The organism is Stenotrophomonas sp. 05L44_2, from assembly GCF_056665995.1.
Map to the genome: position 1 here is coordinate 1 of NZ_JBFTNR010000867.1, position 1,573 is coordinate 1,573.

Annotated in this window: 2 protein-coding genes; both read right to left on the minus strand. The window is 68.1% G+C overall.

Features of this window, described 5'->3' with window-relative positions; genetic code table 11:
• Nucleotides 1-101 precede the first annotated feature (101 nt).
• A complete protein-coding gene (gene truB / locus AC1VAN_RS21480) occupies nt 102-1,010 on the minus strand; it encodes a tRNA pseudouridine(55) synthase TruB (RefSeq protein WP_032974996.1) in 909 nt (302 codons plus the stop codon).
• A 109-nt stretch (nt 1,011-1,119) separates the two neighbouring features.
• A complete protein-coding gene (rbfA, locus tag AC1VAN_RS21485) occupies nt 1,120-1,503 on the minus strand; it encodes a 30S ribosome-binding factor RbfA (protein ID WP_025876229.1) in 384 nt (127 codons plus the stop codon).
• Between the last annotated feature and the right edge of the window lie 70 nt (nt 1,504-1,573).

Genomic DNA, 1,573 nt, shown 5'->3' on the forward strand with positions numbered 1-1,573 from the left:
GGATGAAACCCGCCTTCGGCAGGCTGCCGTAAAACGGCCGCGGAATTGTAACGGCCAGGGGGCTTTGGAACAAGGTCCGGGGCTGAACCGGGCCTCCTCGTTCAGAGGTTGAAGCGGCGCTGCGGGGCCAGCAGACCGCTGTCGTCGACCTGGCCCAGGCCCTGCGCCACCGATCCAGGGCCAAACACCGCCACCAGGCCGCGCGGCCAGGAGAGGTCGCGCTGGCGCTGGCCCACGCAGAAGCGCTGGGTCTGCTCGGCGTCCAGGTCAACCCGGGGGTATTCGGACAGGCCCGCCGCCAGCGGCAGCAGCAGCGCGTCCATGGCGGCCTCATCCTGCGCTTCCACCAGAGCCCTCAGCTGCTCCAGGGTGACCATCGCCGGTTCGTGGAACGGTTCCACCCACAGGCGCCGCAGGGCGCTGATGTGCGCGCCACAGCCCAGCGTTTCACCCAGGTCACGGGCCAGACTGCGGATATAGGTGCCCGAGCCGCAGGTGACCCGCAGCCGCAGCCGCTCGGGGTGCTGCTCCAGAATCTCGATGGCGTGGACCTTGACCTGGCGCTCGGGCGCCTCGATGGCGTCGCCACGGCGGGCCTTCACATACAGCGGCTCCCCGCCCTGCTTGAGCGCGGAATAGATCGGCGCACGCTGCAGGATGTCGCCCAGCAGCGGCGCGATCGCCGCCTGCAGGGCCTCGGCGCTGATCACGGGCACCGGCCGCTCGAGCAGCACCTGGCCCTCGGCGTCGTCGGTATCGGTGGTCTGGCCCAGCACGATCTCGGCGTCGTAGGCCTTGGCCGAGCCCAGCAGCAGGCCAGCGATCTTGGTGGCCTCGCCGAAGCACAGCGGCAACAGGCCGGTGGCCAACGGGTCAAGGCTGCCGGTGTGGCCACCCTTCTCCGCACGGAACAGGCGACGGGCGACCTGCAGCGCGGCGTTGGAGCTCATGCCGGTCGGCTTGTCGAGCAGCAGGATGCCATCCAGGCGACGGAACTGAATTCGGGTCATGACAGGTACGGGTAGCGCCGGGCCATGCCCAGCGAGCGCGCAGCGCGGTCTGCATCAGACATCGCGCAGCCGGAATGCAACAACGCCGGGCATGCCCGGCGTCGCGCGGTTATTCTTCGTCGCCTTCGCGACGCTTTTCGGCGGCCACGGTATCGGGCAGGTCGCGCAACAGGTTGTCGATGCGCTCGCCACGATCGACCGAGTCGTCGTAGTGGAAATGCAGCTCCGGCACATGCCGCAGCTTCATCGCGCGCGCCAGTTCCATGCGCAGGCCCCAGGCCAGTTCCTTCAGGCCCTTCACGGCTTCAACCGAACGTTCCGGCATCAGCGCGGTGACGAACACCTTGGCGTGGGCCATGTCGCGGGTGATTTCCACGTCGGACACGCTCACCGAGGGCAACCCGTGCTCACGCACGGCGTTGTGCACCAGGGTGCCGAGTTCACGGCGCAGCTGGGCGGAGACACGGTCGGTTCGATGGAAAGTCTTGGGCACGCGGCAGGCTCTTGATTCGATTGTGGCCCGACCAAGGTCAGGCCCTACAGTTTACGGGATGAAACGAGAC